Genomic DNA, 15528 nt, shown 5'->3' on the forward strand with positions numbered 1-15528 from the left:
CTAGCGTCGGGGACATGATCGATGTACACGAGCTGACGAAGCGGTACGGCGCGAAATCCGCCGTCGACGGGCTCTCGTTCACGGTGCGGCCCGGCCGGGTGACCGGATTCCTCGGGCCGAACGGCGCGGGCAAGTCGACCACGATGCGGCTGATCCTCGGCCTCGACGCGCCCACCTCGGGCAGCGCGCTGGTCGGCGGCCGGGCCTACGCCGAGCTGGCCGCGCCGCTGCGCACCGTCGGCTCGCTGCTGGACGCGAAGGGCGTGCACGGCGGGCGTTCCGCGTACGCGCACCTGGCGGGCATGGCGGCGGGCAGCGGGATACCGCGGCGCCGGGTGGACGAGGTGCTCCGGGAGGTGGGTCTCGACCCGGCGACCGCGCGGCGGCGGACGAAGGGCTTCTCGCTCGGGATGGGCCAGCGCCTCGGCATCGCCGCCGCGCTGCTCGGCGACCCGGCGGTGCTGATCCTCGACGAGCCCGTCAACGGTCTCGACACCGAGGGCATCCGCTGGATCAGGGAGCTGATGAAGTCGCTGGCGGCCGAGGGGCGGACGGTGTTCCTGTCCAGCCATCTGATGAGCGAGCTTGAGCTGACCGCGGACCACCTGGTGGTGATCGGGCGCGGCCGGCTGCTGGCCGACGCGCCCATGCGGGAGTTCATCGAGTCGCATTCCGGCGGCCAGACCCTGGTCCGCAGCCCGGAGGCGGAACGGCTGCGGGAGTTGCTCCGGGCGGCGGGCGGCCGGGTGTCGCTCGACGCGCGCGGCGGGTGGCTGGTGGACGGGCTGGCGACGGCGGCGATCGGCGAGCTGGCCCGCCACCACGGGGTGGCGCTGCACGAGCTGACGCCGCGGCTGTCGTCGCTGGAAGAGGTCTACACGGCGATGGCCGGGGCCACCGGCGAGTACCGGACGGAGGCGGCCCGGTGACGCGGCGGTTCCGCCAGGCGCTGGCGTTCGAGTGGGTCAAGTTCCGCAGCGTTCGTTCCACGGTGTGGACGACCGCCGTCATGGCCGCCCTGCCGGCGCCGGGCGCGGCGTTCGTCGCCGCGACGGGGAGCCTCCAGCCGGACGACACGGTGCTGGGCGGCAGCCTGACCCTGTCGGTGCCGGCGCTGATGCTGGCGGCGGTGGTCGGGGCGCTGACGGTGTGCGGGGAGTACGGCAGCGGCACCGTCAGGACGACGTTCGCGGTGGTGCCGCGCCGCGGAACGGTGCTCGCGGCCAAGGCGGTGCTGGTCGCCGGGCTGCTGTACGCGCTGGCGCTGCCCGCCACCGCGGGCGCGTACCTGGTCGGGGACGCGCTGCTGGACGACGGGTACGCGCAGGGGGAACCGCTGCCCGCGCTGTTCGGCGTGGCCGCGGCGTTCTCGGTGGCCGGGCTGCTCGGGCTCGCCGCGGGCACGCTGATCCGGCACGCCGCGGGCACCGTCACGGCGGTGATCGCGGCGCTGCTGCTGCCCTCGATGATCGGCCCGCTGTTCGGCGGGGCGGAACGGTGGGTCGCCGGGAGCAGCCCGACGGCGGCGCTGGAGAAGCTGATGCAGACCTCGGACGCCTCGACGGACGCGGTCGGCTCGCTCGGCGCCTGGCCCTCGCTGCTGCTGGTGACGGGCTATACGGCGCTGGCCCTGCTGGCCGCGGCGGCGCTGCTGCGCCGCCGCGACGTGTGACGCGGCGGCGCGTGACGCGCCGCCGCGTCACGCGGCGGCGGCCGGTCCTGTCAGGGCAGGAGCAGGGTCTTGCCGAGCGTATCCCTGCGCTCGATGGCGGAGTGCGCCGCCGCCGCGTCGGCCAGCGGGAACGTCCGGCCGATGACGGGGCGGAACTGGCCGGCCGCGGCCGCCTCGACGACCCGCGCGAGCTGCCGGGTCCGCTCCGCCTGCGGCAGTTGCAAATGTTCGATGCCCCGCAGCTCGATGCCGCGGCGGGCGGCCTCGGCCGGGTCGGGGGTGAAGAAGCCGCCGCCGGGCGCGCCGTGCGCGGAGAACCGCCCGCCGTCGGCGACCAGGCCGAACGCCGCCGAGCCCGCCTCGCCGCCCGCGCCGTCCCACACCAGGTCGACGCCCTGGTCGCCGGTGCGGGCGCGCACCTGGTCCGCCCAGCCGGGCAGCGTGTAGTCGACGGCGGCCTCGGCACCCAGGTCCCGGACGAGTGCGAGCTTGCGCGCGCCGCGGGCGGCGCCGATGACGCGCGCCCCGGCCGCGCGCGCGAGCTGCACGAGCAGCACGCCCATGCCACCGGCCGCGGCGGTGACCAGCACCCAGGTGCCGGCCCGGGGGCGCATCGGCTCGAACAGGCGCATCGCCGTGACCCCGTCGTGGGCGAGCGCCGCGGCCTCCCGCAGCCCGAGCCCGTCGGGCACGGGCACGACGTCCTCCAGGGCGGCGACGGCCCGTTGCGTGTACGCGCCGTTCGTCACGGCGACCGTGACGACGGGCCGTCCCCGCCAGGACGGGTCGACGCCGGGGCCGGTGGCGGCGATATGGCCGGCGACGCCGCTGCCCGGCACGAACGGCGGGTCGGCCGGGAACCAATCCCGCGCCGCGCCGCTCCTGATCTGCGCCTCCACGAAGATGGTGTCGACGGCCGCGGTCGCGATGACGACCTGGCCGGGGCCCGGCACGGGGTCCGGCACCTCCGCCGGCACCAGCACCTCGGGGCCGCCGAACTCCGCCACCCGGATCTCCTGCATTGCGCTCACCTTTTCCCGCTGGGTTGTCCTGACCCCAAGACTTCAACTTCAAGCAGACTTGAAGTCAACTCGGCGCGGCGGGCGGTGGGCTTGCGACGTGAATCCTGGACGTCTAGCATCCAGGTTATGCGGATGGGCGAGGGTGTCGAGTGGGCGCTGCACAGCTGTCTGAACCTGACCTGGATCGAGCCGGGTGAGGCGATGACGGCGGCGCGGCTCGCCGCGTTCTACCAGCTGCCCCCCGCCTATCTCAACAAGCAGCTCCAGGCGCTCGCCCGGGCGGGCATCGTCACCTCCACCCCAGGACCGCGGGGCGGCTTCCGGCTGGCCAGGGCGCCGGAGGAGATCACACTCCTCGACGTGGTGACGGCGATCGAGGGCACCGGCGAGGCGTTCCGCTGCGACGAGGTGCTGCGCCGGGGGCCCGGCGGCCGGGAGGACGTCGACTACCGGCAGCAGTGCGTCGTCGCACAGTCCATGCGGCGGGCCGAGCTGGCCTGGCGCAAGGAGCTGGCCGGCCGGACGCTGGCCGAGGTGAAGGCCACCGTGGAGAAGCGCCACCCGGGCACCCCGGCGAGTACGCGGAGCTGGTTCGCCGGCCTGCGCACCTGACGGCGCGGCAGCGCATGCGGCCGACGGCGTCGTGCGGCGTCCTGCGCCGCAATCCTGGATAAAAAATGTCCTGGATATCTGGGAACAGGTACCGGCAGGACGAACGGACAGAACGAGGAGACCCGACATGACCAGCGGCCCGACCACCCACCAGCAGCCCCGGCTCAGCGTGCGCAAGCTCGCCCGCGACGGCTACCGGGCGATGCTCGCCCTGGAGTCCTCGATCGGCGCCGGGCGCGTGCCGCAGCGCACGCTCGAACTGCTGCGCCTGCGCGTCAGCCAGATCAACGGCTGCGGCTTCTGCGTCGACATGCACGCCCGCGAGGCGAAGCAGGCCGGCGACAGCGACGAACGGCTGTTCGCCGTGGCCGCCTGGCGGGAGACGCCGTACTTCACCGACGCGGAGCGCGCCGCGCTCGCCCTCGCCGAATCGGCCACGCGCATCGCCGACGCCGCGGGCGGCGTCCCGCAGGACGTCTGGGCGGAGGCCGCCCGCCACTACGACGAGGAGTCCCTGGCCACGCTCGTCATGGCCATCGCCGCGATCAACGCCTGGAACCGCATCAACGTCGCCGTCCGGCACGTCGCGGGCACCTGAACGGCCCCGGCCGGGGGCGGCCTACCGGGACGACCGCGGGGCCGTCGTCGAAGGCACTGCCCGGCTCGCGACGACCGGCGCCCTCCGGCGGCATCGCCGGATCATTGCCGGATCACAGACGCAGTCCCGTAGCCGCCGAGTCACGCACGGTCTGGAGAGGCGGCCCTACCGGGGGAGCGGGCGCCAGGCTTGGACGCCGGCCTCGCCGGTGGTGCCGAGGTCGATGCCGCCGTCCGGCGTCAGCACCTGCCCCTCCTCGCCGGGCGCGGGCGCGGCCCGGATGTGCTCGGCGACGACCGGCGCCCCCTGGCCGCCGAGCACGGTGTTCCGCCACAGCAGCCCCGCGGTGGCCCGTTCGCCCGGCCGGAGCGTGAACGGCTCGGGCGCGTCGTCGAAGCCCTCGACGACCGCGATGTCCGCCGAGCCCTCGGCCACCTCGGCGTCGAGGGGCCGCAGCCGGGCGTCGAGCAGCGTCAGTTGCGGATAGCCGTGCACGGCGTACGGCTCGGTGCCGCAGTTGGTCAGCTCGATGCTCAGTACCCGCAGCCCCATCGCCGCCTCCACGAGGCCCGCCGTGACGCGCACGCCGGAGTCGGCGCAGCCGGGCGCCTGCTCCGGCGCGGCGGAGGGCGGCACCATGGCCGGCTCCGCGGCCGGGGCGGCGGCGGGGGCCGCGGTCCCGGTGCCGCAGCCCGCGGCGGCCAGCAGACCGGCCGCGGCCAGCACGAGCAGCGGCGCGCGGCGGTGCGCCCTGGGGGTTCTCATCGCCCGATGATCGCACGGGTGTGCGGGGGGCGGATCGGAGGGCGGATCGGGGACGGATCAGGGGTGCCCCGGGACGTCCCCGTCCGCCTCGATCTCGTCGTGGATGCGCGTGCAGATCCGGTTCAGCAGGCGGGAGACGTGCATCTGGGAGATGCCGAGCCGCGCGCCGATCTCGCGCTGCGTCAGCTCCCGGTAGAACCGCAGGTAGAGGAGGTGCCGTTCGCGTTCGGACAGGGCGCGCAGCTTGGGGCGGACGGCCGCCATGCGCACCACCCGTTCGTACCCGGCATCCGGGCCGCCGACGGTGTCGGCCAGGCTGTAGCCGCCGTCGCCGCCGCGGCTGAGGTCCGCGTCCAGGGACAGCGGCCGGTAGCTCTCCAGGGCGGCCATGCCGCCCCTGACCTCCTCCTGCGTCAGCCCGCCGGCCTCGGCCAGCGCCGCCACGCCGGGCGGCCGGTCGTCCACGCGGCACTCCAGGCTGCGCTGGGCGGCCCTGACCCGGTTGCGCAGCTCCTGCGTGCGGCGCGGCACGTGCAGTCCCCACAGGTGGTCCCTGAAGTGGCGCTTGACCTCGCCGACGATGGTCGGCACGGCGTAGCTCTCGAACGCGTGGCCGCGGCGCGGGTCGTAGCCGCGCACGGCCTTGACCAGGCCGAGGGCGGCGACCTGGGCCAGGTCCTCCTGGCTTTCGCCGCGGTCGCGGAAGTTGCGGGCCAGCCGGTCGGCCATCGGCAGCCAGGCGCTGACCACTTCGTCGCACAGCCGCCTGCGTTCCGGGCCGTCCGGCAGCGCCGCGATGCGCTCGAACTGGGGGCCGGTGTCCGGCGCGTCGTCGTGCGGGTGCCTGCGGCGGCGCTGGCGGGGCGGCGCGGGGCGGGTCGCCCCGTGCCGGGTGGTGCGGGGTGCGGTGCGGTTCTTCGTGCGCGGTGTCGTGCGGGTCGAGGTCCTCATCACTGCTCTCCGAGGCGTCGACGGCAGATTCGCATTGATACCTTCTGCCCGGCCTTGCACTGAGTTGTTCCGGGCCTTCTGGGCCCCTGCCCGAGCACGGGAGCGGTAAACGGGCCACCGCGAACGGGCCCGCGCTCCGGTTGCCGGGCCGCCGGGGCGGCAGCAGAGTGGAAGCAGGTCCTGTCCTGCCCTGCCCGCAGGGCAGGCACTCTCCGGAGGCATCCATGGACATCCTGGTGCTTGTCGGGCGAATCCTTTTCGTCCCCCTCTTCCTCAGCTCCGCCGTCGGTCACCTGACCCAGAGCAAGGGCATGACCGGTTACGCCGCCGCCAAGGGCGTTCCGCTGCCGCAGGCTTCCGTCCTGGGTTCCGGGGCGTTCATGCTGGTGGGCGCGCTCAGCGTGCTGCTCGGCGTGTGGCCGGACCTCGGCGCCCTGCTGCTGGCCCTCTTCCTCATCCCGACCGCGGTGTTCATGCACCCGTTCTGGAAGGAGACCGACGCGGGAACGCGGCAGAGTGAGATGATCCAGTTCAACAAAGATCTCGCGCTCGGCGGCGCGGCACTGATGCTGCTCGGGCTGTTCTCGATCGCGGGGGACGACATCGGCCTCCTCTGGACCGGGCCGCTGTTCTAGCGGCAGCCCCACGGGAACCTCGCCGCCCCCCGTCGCGTTCTCTGTCCGAACGAACGGCACCAAGGGGGTGGCGGGGTGAATCCGCTCGACGCGCTGCTGCTGCTCGCGGTGGTCGTCGCGGCGGTCTCCGGCTTCCTGCGGGGGCTGATCGCCGGCGTCGTCTCGCTGGTCGGCTTCGTCGGCGGCGCCGCGCTCGGGGTGTGGCTGCTGCCGTTCGTCGTGGATCACATGGAGCCGGGCTCCGCCTCCGCCACGATCGTCGCGCTGGTGGTCGTGCTCGTGCCCGCCGCCGTGGGGCAGGCGCTGGCCTGGCCGCTGGCGGTGCAGTTGCGGGACTCGGTGCGGTGGGCGCCCGCGCGGTGGCTCGACGGCGTGGGCGGCTCGGTGTTCAACGCGGTCGGCGTGCTGCTCGTCGCCTGGATAGCCGCGAGCGCGCTGACCCCCACCCCCTCCCCCGGGCTCAACCAGGCGGTGTCGGACTCCCGCGTGCTCGGCGCCGTCCAGGACCGGATGCCGGACCAGGCGCCGACGTGGTTCAACCGGGCCACCGACGTGCTGGGCGACGCCGGATTCCCGCAGGTCTTCAACCCCTTCGAGAACGCGCCGACCGCCGAGGTGCCCGAGCCCTCCGGCGACAATGTGACGCAGGCCGCGGTCGCCGCCGCGCAGAACAGCACGGTGAAGGTCACCGCGAGCGCGGGCTTCTCCGGCCAGGAGGGCAGCGGATTCGTCTACGCGGACGAGCGCGTGATGACCAATGCGCACGTGGTCGAGGGGGCCGATGTGACGGCCGTGCAGGTCGGCGGCGTCGGCCGGCGCATGGAGGCCAGCGTGATCCTCTTCGACCCGGACACCGATGTGGCCGTGCTCAGCGTGCCGGGCCTCCAGGCGCCCGCGCTGACCCTCGCCGGCGATGCGGAGCGCGGCGACCCCGGGGTGGTCGCGGGGTATCCGGAGGACGGGCCGCTGGACGTGCGGGCCGCGACGGTCGCCGGCCGCACCTCGGCGCGGGGGCAGGACATCGACGGCAGCAGCGTCGTCACCCGCGACATCTACACCGTCCGCTCCCTGGTGCGCCCGGGGAACTCGGGAGGTCCCCTGCTCACCACGGACGGCCAGGTCTACGGCATGGTCTTCGCCCGTTCCGTCACCGATGCGCAGACGGGGTACGTGCTGACCGCGGACCAGATCCGCGGCCACGCGGAGCAGGCCGGCTGACCGACCGGGCGGCGCGGGTCACGCGTCCCGCCGCTCGACGGTGCCGCCGTCGGCCTCGATCAGACCCAGCAGCTCCTCGGTGTCGCGTGCCACCCGCTCCGGGCGGCCGGGGCGCAGCAGCTTCCCGGCGCGGTCGCCCCAGCCGGGCGAGACGGTGTACCGGGTGCCGGCCACCTTCATGGCGAGGGTCTTGCCGCCGCTGAAGCGGGCCTTGGCCGCCGCCACCTTGCTCATGGGGGCGCTGACGATCTCCTGCCGGTCGGAGCCGAGCAGCTTCAGCCGCCCGCGCTCGACGGCCACGAAGCCGTGCTGCGCGACGGGCCGCACGCCCTTGCCGATATGGACCTCGTCGAACACGCGCGTGGCAGTTCCGTTGGGGCTCATTTTCTGCCTCCATTGCTTCCACGATACGGAAGTCAACGAGTAGCCGGAGGGCTGTAGCTGAAACATCATCAGCTCCTGCCCGGCAGCGGCGGCGCGCGGCTGCGGCCGGGCGCCTCTGGTTCATATTCTTCCCAAATGCCGCGGACCATGCGTGCAGCGGGGAACGCGCGGATGACCGGTCGAAGAAAACTTCGATTCCGGCCTCCTGCGGCGGCCGCGCGCCCGGATACTCACACGCGTCCGGTCCCGCCGCTCCGGGGAGTCACCGTGGAAAATCCCAGTCGCCGTCGTGTCCTTGGCAGTGCAGCCGCCCTCTCCGCCACGCTCGTCGGCGCGGTCGCCGCACCGGCCCGCGCCGAGGGAGGCGGGTGGCGGCCGGTCCCCGCGCCCCTGCGCCGGGCGCACGCCCACAACGACTACGAGCACGAACGCCCCCTGCACGACGCCCTCGCCCACGGCTTCACCAGCGTCGAGGCCGACATCTGGCTGGTCGACGGGCAGTTGCTCGTCGCGCACGACGAGGTCGACCTCGACCCGCGCCGCACTCTGGAGGCGCTGTACCTCGATCCGCTGCTGGCCCGCGTCCGCGCGCACCGCGGCCACGTGTACCGCGGGCACCCGGCCTCGCTCCAGCTGCTGATCGACCTCAAGAACACCGGCGAGGCCACCTACCGCGAACTGTCGCGCCGGCTGCGCCCCTACCGCGGCATCCTCAGCTCCGCGGCGCACGGCCGGGTGCGCACCGGCGCGGTCACCGCCGTGATCTCCGGCGACCGGGCCGCCCGCGTGCCGATGGAGCAGGAACGGGTGCGCCACGCGTTCTACGACGGCCGTCTCGACGATCTCGGAACGGGGGTGCCCGCCTCGTTCATCCCGCTGATCAGCGGCAATTGGACCAGCAGCTTCACGTGGCAGGGCACGGGGCCGATGCCGGCGGCGGAGCGCGAGCGGCTGCACGGCATCACCGCCGCGGCGCACGCGGCCGGGCAGCGCGTCCGCTTCTGGGCGACGCCCGACCTGCCGGGCCCGGAACGCGAGGCCGTCTGGCGCGAGCTGATCGCGGCGGACGCGGACCACCTCAACACCGACGACCTCGCCGGACTCGCCGCGTTCCTCCGGGCGGAGGACCGGTAGCCGCGGGCGAACGCCCGCCGGGGGTCAGTGGCTCCTGGCGGGCAGATCCTCGACCCAGGCGTACCGCGTCCCCCGCCCCTCGGTGCACTGGAGCTCGTACAGACCGCTGCTCTGCCGTGCCGCCAGCATCAACGGCAGCGGCACGCGGCCGGTGATGACGACGTCGATGGTCCGGCCGTCGCGAGGACCGCCGTCGAACCGGACGCTGATCACGTGGTGCTCAGCCATGGCGCCAACCTATCCGGGCGGCCAGGACCCGCGCGCCACCCGGAAGGGTGGCGCGCGAAACGCCAGTTGGACGCGGGCCGCGGGGCCAGGCGGTCCGCGCCGCAGGTCAGGGCGCGGGGCGGAAGACGGAGCGCTGCCGTCCGAGGCCGGAGATCTCCAGCTCCACCACGTCGCCGGCGCCGAGGTAGGGGAACCGTCCGGAGAGGGCGACGCCCTCCGGGGTGCCGGTGTTGATGACGTCGCCGGGTTCGAGCACGAGGTACTGGGACAGGTCGTGGATCAGCTCGGCCACGCCGAAGATCATGTCCGCGGTGGTGGAGTCCTGCCGCGGCTCCCCGTTGACCCACGAGCGCAGCCGCAGCTCCCGCGGGTCCCCGGCCTCGTCCGCCGTGACCAGCACCGGGCCGAGCGGGTTGAACGTCTCGCAGCTCTTGCCCTTGGACCACTGCCCGCCGGACTCCTCCAGCTGGAAGGCACGTTCGGAGACGTCGTTGCTGACCGCGTAGCCGGCGACGTGCGCCAGGGCCTCGGCGGGCGAGGAGAGGTAGCGGGCGCGGCGGCCGATGACCACGGCCAGCTCCACCTCCCAGTCCGTCCTGACCGAGCCGCGCGGGATCAGCACGTCGTCGCGGGGACCGACGACCGTGTTGGGCGACTTGTAGAAGAGGATGGGCCGCTGGGGCGGTTCCGCGCCGGACTCGGCGGCGTGCGCCGCGTAGTTCTGCCCGATGCACAGCACCGCGGAGGGCCGGGCCACGGGGGCGCCGATCCGTTCCCCTTCGATGGAGGTCTCCGGCAGCGCGGCCGGGTCGGGCACGAGGGCGGGGTCCTCGGCGAGCGCGGCCAGGAACGCGCCGTCGATGTCCGCGGTGACGGGCCGCAGGTCGTGGTGGCGCTCGCCGGTGCCGTCGCCGCTGCCGGTGCCGATGCCGTCGCCTGAGACGAGCACGGGACGCTCGTGGCCCGGTTCGCCGATGCGCATGAGACGCATGATGGGGTGACTCCTCGCTGTACGTGCCGTGGCGTGCTTGATCGCACTCTCCCCCAGCAGGCACGTTTCACTCAACCGTTCGGGTCACCGGGCCGTACCGCGCCTCACGCGGGCCGGGTCGCCGGCGGCTCCCCGCTGGCCGCCGAGACGTCGATCACCGCGAACGTCATACCCTGCGGGTCGGCCACAGCGGCGAAGCGGCCGAAGGGGCTGTCCACCGGCCCGTCGATCAGCCGGCCGCCCAGCTGCTGCACGGTCTCCACCGCGCCGTCGCAGTCCGGCACCGCGAAGTAGATCTCGGCGTGCGGCGGCATCCCGTCCGGGGCCGTGGGCGGCATCGCCATCCGGCCGAGCGCCGGGGTGCCGCCGAACCCGTACACCTTGTAGTCGAGCGAGGCGTCCGGGTCCTCCATCCGCTGCACGTCGTAGGGGAACACGGCGGGGAAGAACGCGTCGGCCGCCGCGGGATCGCGCGTCACCAGCTCCGCCCAGCGATATGTGCCGGGCTCGTCGCGCCGTTCGAACCCGTGGTGGCTGCCCGCCTCCCACACGCCGAACAGCACCCCGCCCGGGTCGGCGGCCGTCACCATCCGGCCGAACTCGCCGACCTCCATGGGCTCCATCAGCACCCGGCCCCCGTGCTCCCGCACCCGCTCGGCGGTGGCCGCGGCATCGGGCGATGCGAGGTACAGCGTCCACGACGGCGGCACGTCCTGGCCCGCCATCTGCGGTGCGAGGGCGGCGACGGCCCGGCCGTCCAGGGTGGCCTGCGCGTAGCCGCCGTACTCGGCCGAGTCCGTCCCGAAGTTCCAGCCGAACAGCTGCTCGTAGAACCGCTTGCCGGCCGCCACATCCGGCACGGTGGCGTCCGCCCAGCAGGGCGTGCCCGCGGAGAAGCCCGCGACAAGGTCGGACATGGCCGGCCATCCTTTCCCTCGCTGATCGTCACCGATCACGGTGGTCATCGCCGTTCACGGTGGTCACGCTGATTCGCTGCCGAACCAGGCCATTCCACGCTAGCCACTCCGGTGATAATCGGCACGGTGAGCGATTCCGTCGAACCCTCCGGCTGGCAGCGCGTTGCCCGCCTCGATCCCGTCCGCATGGCCGACGCCCTGTACGAGCACACCGGCGTCCGGCTCACCGTCGAGGGCCCCTGCCCCGGCGGCCAGGTCGGCACGGCCTACGTCCGCCTGCCGGACGGCCACCGCGCCGTGCTGAAGTGGCGTCCCGGCACCCGCCTGGCCGACCTGCGGGCCGGCCCGGTCGCCGTCACCGACGTGCTGCGGGCCGCCGGCTACCCCGCGCCCGCCACCGAGCTGTCCGCGCAGGTCGGGCCCGACGTGGTCCTCGTCCAGGAACTGCTGCCCGGCACGCCGCCCGGCCGGCTCGGCCACGCCGCGCTCGACCGCGCCCTCGCCCTGAACGACCTCCAGGCCGGCCGCCTCGCGGGCCACCCCGAGGTGCCCGAGACCGAGCTGTACCTGACCGGCGACGGGCCCGGCTTCTGCCTGCACGGCCCGCTGCGCGAGTTCAGCCGGCGCAGCGCCGCGCTGGAGGCGTGGATCGCGGAGGTCGGCGCGAGCGCCCCGGGACGGCTGCCAGGCGTGGACGCCGTGCACCACGACTTCCACCCGGGGAACCTGCTGACCGGGCCAGGCGGAACGGTCACCGGCGTCGTCGACTGGGACGGCGCGGGCCGCGGCGACCGCCGCTTCGACCTGGTCACCCTCCGCTTCGGCCTTTACCCCGACGCGGCGGAGCCGGGCGTCGCCGAGCGCCTGGACGAGATCCTGGACGGCTTCCCCGAAGAGGTGCTGCGCCCGGCGTGGGCGTGCATGAGCCTGCGCATGACCGACTGGGCCATCCGCCACTTCACGGCCGCGGAGGCCGAGGCGTGGATCGGCTTCGCCGAGCGCGGCGCGGCCCGGCTGGGCTGACCCGCGGCAACAGCGGTGCCGCGCGCTCACCTTCACGACTCCCGCACGTCGCCGACCCGAGGGGCGCACGTCATCCCGCTCGGCGAGGGTGCTCCTCGACCGGCGCCGAACGGGCGCTCGAGCAGGAGCCGCGGCACCGCACATGGACGCACACCCCCCGAACTCCCCGCCCCACCCGCGCCGTCGTTCGCTGCTCAAGGCCGCCGGCGTCAGTTCGGCGGCCCTGCTCGCCGGGATCGGCGTGCCCGGCACCGCCGAGGCCGCCTGGTCGGGCGCGCGCCTGCGCGACGACCCGTTCCGGCTCGGCATCGCCTCCGGCGATCCCTCGGACGACGGCTTCGAGTTGTGGACGCGGCTCGCGCCCGAGCCGCTGGCCCCCGACGGGCACGGGGGCATGCCGCTCGCGCCGTTCGACGTGCGCTGGGAGGTCGCGGAGGACGAGCGCTTCCGCCGTGTCGTGCGCCGGGGGCACGCGCTGGCCACGGCCGAGCTGGCGCACTCCGTGCACCCGCGGGTCCGCGGACTGCGCCCCGAGCGGCTGTACTTCTACCGGTTCCGCACCGGCCGCTGGACCAGCCCGGTGGGGCGCGTCCGCACCGCGCCGCGCGCCGGAACGCGGCCGGCCTCGTTCACCTTCGCCACCGCGTCCTGCCAGGCGTGGTACCACGGCTGGTTCTCCGCGCACCGGCATCTGGCGGCGGACGCGCCCGACGTGGTGTTCTTCCTCGGCGACTACATCTACGAGTACGCCATCACCGCGGCCAACCTGTGGCGGGAGGGCGTGACGCCCGGCGAGGGCCACGACCGCGAGACGGTCACCCTCGCCGAGTACCGGCTGCGGTACGCCCTCACCAAGACCGACCCCGACCTCCAGGCCGCGCACGCCGCCGCCCCGTTCGTCATCACGCCGGACGACCACGAGGTGCAGAACAACTACGCGGACGAGACCTCCGCGTACGGCATCCCGCCCGAGGACTTCCGGCTGCGCCGGGCGGTCGCCTACCGCGCGCTGTACGAGAACGCGCCGCTGCCGCGCGCCGCGCTGCCGATCGGCGGCCCCGACGCCCGCTACCAGCGGCGGCTGGTGATCGGTGACCTCGCCACGTTCAACGTGCTCGATACCCGCCAGCACCGCGCCCCCGCGCGCGGCAGCATCCTCGGCACCTCGCAGGAACGGTGGCTGCTCGACGGGCTGCGCGGCTCGCGCACCACGTGGAACGTGCTCGCGCAGCAGGTCGCCGTCATGCACGTCACGGACGACCGCGTCGACCAGTGGGACGGCTTCCCCGCCGCGCGGCAGCGGCTGCTCGACACTTTCGCGGACCCGTCCGTCACCAACCCGGTGGTGCTGACCGGCGACACGCACCGGGCGACCGCGGGCGACCTGCACGCCGACTTCGCCGATCCGGGCTCGCCCGTCGTCGGCTCGGAGCTGATCACCACCTCGATCGCCTCCGACGGCGACGGCGCGGACACCGACCCGTACGAGCCGGACTGGACGCAGCATCCGTGGGTCAAGTTCTACAGCGGGCGCCGCGGTTACACGCTGTGCCGGATGACGCCGCGGGAGCTGACCGCGGACTTCCGTACCGTGCCCTGGGTGCAGCGCGACGCGCACGCCCCGGTGTCCACACTCGCCCGTTTCGTCACCGAGGCAGGACGCCCGGGTCTGGAAAAGGTGAACTGACATGTCCTATCTGGCTCATCCGGTGCGCGGTCTGCGCGCCTCGGGGCGGATCGCGACCGTCGACCTGACGTGGCACGCGGCGCCGTGGATGCCGCTGGTGGACCACTTCGCGGTGTACGCGGCCCGCGGCCGGGCCCCGCGGGAGAGCGAGGAGTCGCTGCTCGCGCGCACCCTCTACCCGCACCTCACGCACGCGGTGCTCGGCCCGCGGGCCGTCACCTGGCACTACCGGGTGGTCGCCGTCATGGCCTCGGGCGCGCGGGGCCGGGCCGCGACGGCCTCGGCGACGACCACCGCCTCGTACGCGACGGGGCGGCCCCTCGCGGCCGTCGGCGAGTTCGACCACAAGGGGCTGGAATTCGCGCTGTCCCCGGCGGGCAGCGCCGACTACCTCGACACGTTCCCCGACGGCGTCGACTACCGGCAGGGCAGCAGCAGTCCGGGGACCCACTGGCCCTACCTGCACCCGGGGCCCGCGGACGGCTGGGCGGGGCGGCGGCGGCACACGTTCACCCTGCGGTTCGCGCTGGACGCGGTGCCGACCGCGGACCCCGGATTCGCCCTGTGGCTGACGGACACGCACGCGACGGCGCCCGGCGAGGCCGAACTGTCCCTCAACGGCACGCGGATCGACGGCATCACCTTCGAGAAGGGCGCCACGAAGGGCTCCCTGGAGGGCGACGCCACCAGGACGGGCAGCCCCCTCAAGCCGTCCTTCGTCGAACTGCCCCTGCCCGCCGCCGCGTTCACGACCGGAGAGAACGTACTGACGCTGGAGAAGACGGCAGGCTCCTGGCACGCCTACGACGCGATCGGCGTCTTCGCCCCGCACTGAGGCGCCGGGCCACTGCGGTGGACCAGCCGCAGGCCGGTCTCCACCAGCGCCCAGCCGAGCCGCCGCCCCACGGCCCGCACGCGGCGGCGCGCGAGCGCCGGCCGCGGGGCGGCGGCGGCCCGCAGCTCGCGGGCGCGGTAGTGCTCGACCGCCAGGTGAACGTCGGGGTGCATGCCGCTTCTCCTCGGTGTCGAAAGGACCCGCCGCTCAGGGGCGGAACGGGAATCCGTGCAGGTGCAGGGCGACGCTCTCCCGGCCCTCGGTGTCGCCGGCCTCGGCGGCGGCCCGCCCGCGCGCCTTCCACTTGTCCACCACCGCGTGCAGCTCCTCGCCGAGCGACGCCAGCTCCGGGGCGGTCAGCGGCAGCAGGGACTCGGCGCTGACGGCGGCGGCGCGCCACTCCTCGCCCCATGCCGCCTGCTCGTCGAGATACCGCTCGTACATCTCGCCGCGCTGGCGGAACAGCAGGCGCACCGCCCCGCTGAGGGCGGCGGCCCGCTCCGGGGCGTCCTGGAAGTCCCGGTCGCTGAACGTCAGTTTGCGCTGCGCGAGCTCCCACCAGCGCTCGCGGCTGTCTGTGCTGCGGCCCTCGGCCTCCTGGATGAGCCCGTGGGCGGCGAGCTTGCGCAGGTGGTAGCTGACGAGGGAGACCGCCTCGTCCGCCTGCTCCGCGAGCTGCGATGCGGTCGCGGCGCCCGCCACCGTGAGCGACCGGTAGAGCCGCAGACGCAGCGGGTGCGCGAACGCCTTGAGCGTGCCGAGGTCGGTGATCGTGCGGGAGGTCTCGGGAGTCATGTCACGAACCTAGATGGGAAAGGAAAACTGCGCAAGTTTTTTTGAGCAATAATTCTTTCGC

The 15528-nt window shown here is 74.2% G+C and carries 19 protein-coding genes; 10 read left to right on the plus strand and 9 right to left on the minus strand.

Annotated elements, in window-relative coordinates; translation table 11 throughout:
- The first annotated feature begins 14 nt into the window (after positions 1–14).
- Together STBA_RS15395 and STBA_RS15400 are read left to right on the plus strand one after the other, a co-directional pair.
- Positions 15–929 (plus strand): ATP-binding cassette domain-containing protein, encoded by a 915-nt coding sequence (locus tag STBA_RS15395; protein ID WP_077059800.1) that lies wholly within the window; start codon positions 15–17, stop codon positions 927–929.
- A complete protein-coding gene (locus tag STBA_RS15400) occupies positions 926–1672 on the plus strand; it encodes an ABC transporter permease subunit (protein WP_077059801.1) in 747 nt (248 codons plus the stop codon). The genes STBA_RS15395 and STBA_RS15400 overlap by 4 nt, the downstream gene beginning before the upstream one ends.
- A 50-nt stretch (positions 1673–1722) precedes the next feature.
- On the opposite strand, the gene STBA_RS15405 is transcribed toward STBA_RS15400, so the two are convergent.
- A complete protein-coding gene (locus tag STBA_RS15405; protein WP_077059802.1) occupies positions 1723–2694 on the minus strand; it encodes a zinc-binding dehydrogenase in 972 nt (323 codons plus the stop codon).
- A 126-nt stretch (positions 2695–2820) separates the two neighbouring features.
- Here STBA_RS15405 and STBA_RS15410 point away from each other — a divergent pair, with 126 nt between their 5' ends.
- Both STBA_RS15410 and STBA_RS15415 read left to right on the plus strand, forming a co-directional pair.
- Positions 2821–3306 carry an Rrf2 family transcriptional regulator gene (locus STBA_RS15410; protein ID WP_077059803.1) on the plus strand — a complete coding sequence of 162 codons (486 nt, stop codon included), beginning with the start codon at positions 2821–2823 and terminating at the stop codon, positions 3304–3306.
- A gap of 202 nt (positions 3307–3508) precedes the next feature.
- On the plus strand, positions 3509–3904 hold the full coding sequence (locus tag STBA_RS15415) for a carboxymuconolactone decarboxylase family protein (protein WP_077063347.1): 396 nt from the start codon (positions 3509–3511) through the stop codon (positions 3902–3904).
- Between the two features lie 165 nt (positions 3905–4069).
- On the opposite strand, the gene STBA_RS15420 is transcribed toward STBA_RS15415, so the two are convergent.
- Entirely contained in the window at positions 4070–4669 is a 600-nt protein-coding gene (locus STBA_RS15420; protein ID WP_077059804.1) for a DUF4232 domain-containing protein, read from the minus strand.
- 57 nt (positions 4670–4726) lie between these two features.
- Positions 4727–5620 (minus strand): SigB/SigF/SigG family RNA polymerase sigma factor, encoded by an 894-nt coding sequence (locus STBA_RS15425; protein ID WP_077059805.1) that lies wholly within the window; start codon positions 5618–5620, stop codon positions 4727–4729.
- 224 nt (positions 5621–5844) lie between these two features.
- Between STBA_RS15425 and STBA_RS15430 the strand changes: the two genes are divergently transcribed.
- Together STBA_RS15430 and STBA_RS15435 are read left to right on the plus strand one after the other, a co-directional pair.
- On the plus strand, positions 5845–6255 hold the full coding sequence (locus STBA_RS15430) for a DoxX family protein (protein ID WP_077059806.1): 411 nt from the start codon (positions 5845–5847) through the stop codon (positions 6253–6255).
- A gap of 75 nt (positions 6256–6330) precedes the next feature.
- Positions 6331–7473: a MarP family serine protease gene (locus STBA_RS15435; RefSeq protein ID WP_077059807.1), complete on the plus strand. Its 1143-nt coding sequence runs from the start codon at positions 6331–6333 to the stop codon at positions 7471–7473.
- An 18-nt stretch (positions 7474–7491) separates the two neighbouring features.
- On the opposite strand, the gene STBA_RS15440 is transcribed toward STBA_RS15435, so the two are convergent.
- On the minus strand, positions 7492–7857 hold the full coding sequence (locus STBA_RS15440) for a hypothetical protein (RefSeq protein ID WP_143659488.1): 366 nt from the start codon (positions 7855–7857) through the stop codon (positions 7492–7494).
- A gap of 267 nt (positions 7858–8124) precedes the next feature.
- Here STBA_RS15440 and STBA_RS15445 point away from each other — a divergent pair, with 267 nt between their 5' ends.
- A complete protein-coding gene (locus STBA_RS15445; protein ID WP_077059809.1) occupies positions 8125–8991 on the plus strand; it encodes a phosphatidylinositol-specific phospholipase C/glycerophosphodiester phosphodiesterase family protein in 867 nt (288 codons plus the stop codon).
- A 24-nt stretch (positions 8992–9015) separates the two neighbouring features.
- Here STBA_RS15445 and STBA_RS15450 read toward each other — a convergent pair whose 3' ends face one another.
- From STBA_RS15450 to STBA_RS15460, 3 genes are all read right to left on the minus strand, one after another.
- Entirely contained in the window at positions 9016–9219 is a 204-nt protein-coding gene (locus STBA_RS15450) for a hypothetical protein (protein WP_077059810.1), read from the minus strand.
- A gap of 106 nt (positions 9220–9325) precedes the next feature.
- Complete coding sequence (locus STBA_RS15455) at positions 9326–10210, minus strand: fumarylacetoacetate hydrolase family protein (protein ID WP_077059811.1); 885 nt, start codon at positions 10208–10210, stop codon at positions 9326–9328.
- Between the two features lie 104 nt (positions 10211–10314).
- A complete protein-coding gene (locus tag STBA_RS15460) occupies positions 10315–11127 on the minus strand; it encodes a VOC family protein (protein WP_077059812.1) in 813 nt (270 codons plus the stop codon).
- A gap of 126 nt (positions 11128–11253) precedes the next feature.
- Here STBA_RS15460 and STBA_RS15465 point away from each other — a divergent pair, with 126 nt between their 5' ends.
- The 3 genes from STBA_RS15465 (at position 11254) to STBA_RS15475 (ending at position 14672) form a co-directional block, all read left to right on the plus strand.
- A complete protein-coding gene (locus STBA_RS15465) occupies positions 11254–12150 on the plus strand; it encodes an aminoglycoside phosphotransferase family protein (protein ID WP_253194742.1) in 897 nt (298 codons plus the stop codon).
- Positions 12151–12292: 142 nt separating this feature from the next.
- Entirely contained in the window at positions 12293–13837 is a 1545-nt protein-coding gene (locus tag STBA_RS15470) for an alkaline phosphatase D family protein (RefSeq protein ID WP_079251939.1), read from the plus strand.
- Position 13838: 1 nt separating this feature from the next.
- Positions 13839–14672, plus strand: a complete 834-nt coding sequence (locus tag STBA_RS15475) for a polysaccharide lyase family protein (RefSeq protein ID WP_077059813.1) — start codon at positions 13839–13841, stop codon at positions 14670–14672.
- On the opposite strand, the gene STBA_RS15480 is transcribed toward STBA_RS15475, so the two are convergent.
- Positions 14639–14845: a hypothetical protein gene (locus STBA_RS15480; RefSeq protein WP_077059814.1), complete on the minus strand. Its 207-nt coding sequence runs from the start codon at positions 14843–14845 to the stop codon at positions 14639–14641. The genes STBA_RS15475 and STBA_RS15480 overlap by 34 nt on opposite strands.
- 34 nt (positions 14846–14879) lie before the next feature.
- The gene (locus STBA_RS15485) at positions 14880–15467 is read right to left on the minus strand and encodes a helix-turn-helix domain-containing protein (RefSeq protein ID WP_077059815.1); all 588 of its coding nucleotides are present in this window, start codon (positions 15465–15467) and stop codon (positions 14880–14882) included.
- Positions 15468–15528 lie beyond the last annotated feature (61 nt).

It is taken from the genome of Streptomyces sp. MP131-18 (genome assembly GCF_001984575.1).
Lineage (GTDB): Bacteria > Actinomycetota > Actinomycetes > Streptomycetales > Streptomycetaceae > Streptomyces > Streptomyces johnsoniae.